The organism is uncultured Aquimarina sp., assembly GCF_947500065.1.
GTDB lineage: Bacteria > Bacteroidota > Bacteroidia > Flavobacteriales > Flavobacteriaceae > Aquimarina.
The window spans coordinates 136,756-142,755 of record NZ_CANMQT010000013.1 but is presented as its reverse complement, the minus strand read 5'-3'; the positions used below and the strand labels follow the sequence as shown (position 1 = coordinate 142,755).

The window sequence follows — 6,000 nt, the reverse complement described above, 5'->3', positions numbered from 1 at the left end:
AAATTGACGCCGGATCACTAGCCGTTGGATTAGTTGTATCCTCTATAGTAATTATCTGAGTAACATTGATGCTATTACCAGCTTCATCGGTTATACTATAGATTCTAGTTATCATACCGAGAACAGAGCTATCATCACTTACAAAAGCAACAACAGGATTCGTAGTACAATTATCCGATGCATCTAGTACTACTATCATATTCGGTGTAGGTACATCTGTAACACATTGCACCGAAATTGACGCCGGATCACTAGCCGTTGGATTAGTTGTATCCTCTATAGTAATTATCTGAGTAACATTGATGCTATTATCAGCTTCATCGGTTATGCTATAGGTTCTCGTTACCAAACCAGCTACAGAGGTATCATCACTTACAAATGCAACAACAGGAGTTACTGTACAATTATCTGACACATCAGTTACGACAGATGGATCTGCAGCAGGCACATCTCCTAAACATTGCACTAAAATTGATACCGGACTACTGGCTATTGGATTAGTAGTATCGTCTATCGTAATTGTTTGAGTAACCTCAATACTATTATCTGCTTCATCCGTTATGCTATAGGTTCTGATAATGACCTCTGGATTACTATTACCGTCGCTAACATCGCTTACAAAAGCAACTATTGGAGGAACTCCGCTATTATCTGCTTCATCTATTACTACTTCTACATCAGGATCTGGAACATCAGTTAAACATTGAACTTCAATTGGTAATGGATTACTAGCTGTAGGGTCTTCTGTATCATCAGTTACATTGGTGTCAATGGTAAAATTACACATATTACTATTACCACTAATATCTGTTACGGTTAGTATTACTGTCATACCATCCATAAAATCAGATCCGGAATCAGGAGATTGAGTTATTGTAGGGTTGTCATCACAATTATCCGAAACTGTTACCAGACCAGTATAGTCTGGTAATACATCTCCGATATCAAGAGTTTGATTATTTAAGCAATTGTCAAATGTTGGTGCTTCAGTATCATTGCTAATACCTCCAAAAATTATATGTGTATTGCCCATAACCTGATCAAAAAGGTCTGGTATTTCACCAACTATGATATCATCAAAACCATCTCCATTAAAATCTCCAATATTACTTACTGAAGCTCCTATATGGTGATCACTTATATCAAAATTATTTCCGATGTTCAATCCATTAACTCCATTTAAATTATCCAGAAACAGAATATCTTCCCAATTTTCCTTTCCGAAAACAACATACGCATCACCTCCTCTTCCCCAAGGACCTCCTAAAACCAAATCATCGATACCATCATTGTTAAAATCACCCGCTATGCTGGATGAATATCCCGCTTGTCCTATAAACTGTCTTCCATATATAATTGCTCCATTAGTGCCATCTATAGTATTGAGATCAAATGCCGCTGGATATCCAGTGGCAGTGCCAAATAATCCATAAATAGCTCCATCCACTCTTCTTCCATTTATATCAAAGTCTGCTTCTGGAGCAGTAACAATAATATCCGACATACCGTCATTATTAATATCAATCCCACCAGTAACAGAAGATCCTAAACGCCCTCCTGGTTCTACAGCATTTATTATAAATCCATTATTCCCGTTCAATGAGGAAATATTTAACTCCGAAGAAACACTTGTTCCTGGGCTGAATACAACATATACCTGTCCTTCTCTTCGAACTCCATTAGGTTCTGCATAAGATGCCCCTATAATAATATCATCAAAACTATCGCCATTCAGATCACCTGAACCAGAAATACTTATCCCAAATTGATCTACCGTATTTTCTTCTCTCATGAAAAAACCATTGGCGCCATTCAAAGTACTTAAATCGAAGAAAGGTGCAGTATTAGTAGAATTTCCAAAGATCACAAATACTTTACGTACTCCATTTTCTCTTCCGGATATTAACAAATCTTCAATAGAATCATTATTTACATCTCCTGCAGCGCTTACATCAATTGTTGAGAAATTATCAGCAGATATTTCAAAACCGTTAGTTCCATCGAGATTAGCTAAATCGAATGTAAATGGAAAGTTTCCATTCATTCCATAAATCAAATACAGACTATTGGAATCACCAATAATCAAATCATCAATACCATCATTGTTAAAATCACCAACAGTATCAACTACAAAAAACTCATTTGCTCTTCCATTAGCAGATGGTGGTTGCTTGGTTATTTTAAACCCTTGAGATTCCTCTAAAAAAAACAAGTCAAACGTAGATGGAAATACATTATCAGTTCCATATACAACATAGGCTTCTGACTGATCATTTTCTAACCTAAAGCTGTTAACGTCAAAACCGCTTGGTTCATTATCATTAATACATACGATAAAATCATCTCGTCCATCATTATTTATATCTCCTGCTCCGCTCACAAAAGTCTGACCTCTAGGTCCATCAGCTACATAAGGGCTTGTTAGAGTAAATCCATTCGAACCCGATATTTCTGAAACATCAAGTGGACTGGAACAAGGAGGTTCTATTATATTTTGCAGAGTAATACTAAACATACATTCCGTTGTATTACCAGCTCTATCAGTAGCAGTTATGGTAACAATCATCCCATTAGTGACAGGAGTGCCTCTTTCTGGAATCTGAGTAATAACAAGGCTATTATTAGGCTGACAACCATCTGTTATATTTTCAAATAAAGGTTGGATATATTCTGGTAAAGTAACATCGGGGGGCAGAATTTGATCACCAGGACAAACGATATTAGGAGGTGTAGTATCAACACTTCCATTTAAGGTACCTCCATAAATAACATACCCTCTACCTTCTAAAGCATAAGAAAATATTGTTCGAGATATCGCACCAATTATTAAGTCAGTCTCACCATCATTATTAATGTCTCCTGCTATACTTACATCGTGTCCAAATCTTTGTCTACTGAATCGTTCATCATCAAATATTTCTATCCCATTAACTCCATCTATCAAATTTGTATCAAAAACGGAATCCCAACTTGTATTTTTACCATATACAATATACGCAGCTCCACCAGACCTTACTCCATAAGCACCAATAATCAAATCATCAATGTTATCACCATCATAATCTCCGGCAGTACTTACAGAATGACCAACATAACCAAATGCTTCATCTCCCAAAATGGAAAAACCGTTATTCCCATCAAGAGAAGAAATACTAATACTTGAATCATATGCGGTTGCTTTCCCAAAAACAACGTATGCTTTTCCAGCTCCGGACAAGTCACCTACCTCAGCCAAATACGCTCCAATGATTATATCATCAATTCCATCGGCATTAATATCACCAGCTTTAGCTATAGCATTACCAAACTTATCAGAATCTGCCTCTCCAATTATTCCAAAACCATTGGTACCATCCAAATCGGAAAATTCCATACTTGATGAAAAACCTGTATTACGACCAAAAACTACAAAAACAAGTCCCGTATCCGCTGTACCATTAGAAAAATTTGGAAACCCAATAATAACATCATCAATTCCATCATTATTAATATCTCCAGCAGCATTTACAACTCCTCTTCTTTCACTTGAATTATTAGTAAACGAGTTTTTATTAATTACAAAACCATTTGTTCCATCTAAACTGGTAAGATCAAAAACATTGGGGAATGATGAGGAAGTACCAAAAACTACATAAGTTTTTCCTGCTATTGTATTATCGTTATTTTGAGAATAAATAATAATGTCACTTACTCCGTCATCATTAATATCTCCAGCTCCATTTACATCTGATCCAAATAAAACATTATCACTAGACATCAATCTAAACCCCGTAGTATTTATAATATCCGATGTTACTATTAAAGCAGGAAAAGTGTTCCTTCCAAAAAGAACATAAGCACTTCTATTTCCAGGTTCACTAATAATTATGTCATCAAAGCCATCATCATTAAAATCATTAATAGCTGCTAAAGAAGTTCCTAATTTACCTAAGCGAGTTTCTCCTCTTATAACAAATCCGTTCGTTCCATCCAAAGAAGATAACTCAACTGCAAGATCAAAGGGTTCCGTTTTACCAAATACCACATATACTTCCCCCACATCTTGTTCTGCACCATCGACTAAATATGCACTTATAAGTATGTCGTCAATAAGATCACCATTAACATCACCTGCATTACTAACATCAAAACCAGCTTCATCATCTTCAGAAATACCTTCTAATATAAAACCATTGGTTCCATTAATGTACGACAATGGTATTTCAGGACACTCGTAAGGAGCATTGACTTGCGCAATTGAGACATATAAATTTCCGAATACTATAAAAATTATTAAATTGGACTTCCATACATATAAACATCTAAATATATCTTTCCCCATATATAGTAGTTATGATTCATTATAATTAAGGCAAAATTAACAGCTCTTTCACAATCTATCCTCACCATAAACCGTGGTTTACAAAAACTTATATACCCCCTGTTTTCGGGGTATGCTTTTTCACATAAAAAAGTGTTTATTGCAGTAGTTATATCTGCCATATTTGTGAAGTAATTCTAAAACAGAACTAATCATCTTGTTTTACTAGATAGAATTTACAATAGTTAAAAGATAAATATTAGCAAATAGCCCATTTATGAAAACACTACAAATTATTGGCATCGTCTTAGGAGTTATTCTTGGTATTATTTTTATCTATTATACAGTTGTTATATTGCTGTTTTCTTGGGTTTCCTCACCATCTACCAATGGAGCGGTAGCTATAAATAAAAATATAAGCAACCAATATTACTACAAAGAAAATAGAATTGTATATGTCAGCAATGCTAACTTTTTTAGTTTAGGAGCTAAAGAAATCGAGCAGGCAGATTCAGAATCTTTTGAGGTGTTGGCTTACAATTTAGCTAAAGACAAAAACCACGTGTATCATGATGAAATTATTCTTAAGGATGCGGATCCAAAAACATTTGAAATGATCCTTCATGAAGAGTCTGACGAAAAATATCAGTCTTATTACTATACTAAGGATGCTAAACAAGTTTTTTATTTCCATGATCCACTAAAAGAGGCAAATCCTACCACATTTCAATATTTATGGGGTGATTTTTCGAAAGATGATAAAACGCTTTTTTATAACAAGAATAAAATGTTATCCATAGATGAAAAGCCATTACCAATAAAAAATGATACTGAAGGAAATTATCTAAGAATAGGAAATGTTATTTATTTCAAAGAACATCGTATAGAAAAGGTTCATCCAGAAACTTTCGAAGTTATTAAGGGAGCTTTTGCTACAGACATTTATGCGATTTATTCTGAAAATAATATACTAAAACACGTCGATCCAGCTAGTTTTAAAATCCTTAATAAAGATTATCAAGCCGATAAAAATCATCTCTATTACAAAGCTAAAATATTACCAAATAGTGACCCAGATAGTTATGAATTGATAAATACATTGTTTTCTAAAGACAAGAACCATCTTTATTATATAGGAAGTATTGTAATGAATCCCAATGCAGCAGATTATAATAGCAAAAAAATCAATCAATTGGAAAATGATTTCAATCAAACAACACTCATCTATGATGATAATCACACCATTTTTGTCTTAAAAAAAGAACTAAAAGAAATTTCACAAAGTCATACAGTTTTTAAAGATGAAGTGTATTGTTTTCATAGAAGAATTATTGATGCGGATTATAAAAGCTTTGAGGTCTATGAAAACTGCGAAGACCGATATGCAAGGGATAAAAACCAAGTTTTTTATCTATCAATCGTAATTAAAGATGCTGATATTAAATCCTTTAAAATCATAAATTCTAGTTTCGCAAAAGATAACAACTATGTATACTTTTTTGAAAAACGTTTGCTTGATGTAGATCCTGATACATTTGTATATCAAGAAGGAATGTATGGAGAAGCTATTGATCAATATACCTATAGATTAGCATACGACCCTATAGAATAACAAATTCGTATTGTTTCCTAGTATGTACTATACTACTTTTTACAACGTTACATTTATACACTGAATAGCAGGCATTTACCCATTATCA

The 6,000-nt window shown here is 33.9% G+C and carries 2 protein-coding genes; one reads left to right on the top strand and one right to left on the bottom strand.

Annotated elements, in window-relative coordinates:
- On the bottom strand, positions 1 to 4,321 hold a 4,321-nt coding region (locus tag Q0975_RS24965; RefSeq protein ID WP_299442477.1), incomplete at its 3' end, for an HYR domain-containing protein.
- A gap of 256 nt (positions 4,322 to 4,577) precedes the next feature.
- Between Q0975_RS24965 and Q0975_RS24960 the strand changes: the two genes are divergently transcribed.
- A complete protein-coding gene (locus Q0975_RS24960) occupies positions 4,578 to 5,912 on the top strand; it encodes a DKNYY domain-containing protein (protein WP_299442474.1) in 1,335 nt (444 codons plus the stop codon).
- The last annotated feature ends 88 nt before the right edge of the window (positions 5,913 to 6,000 follow it).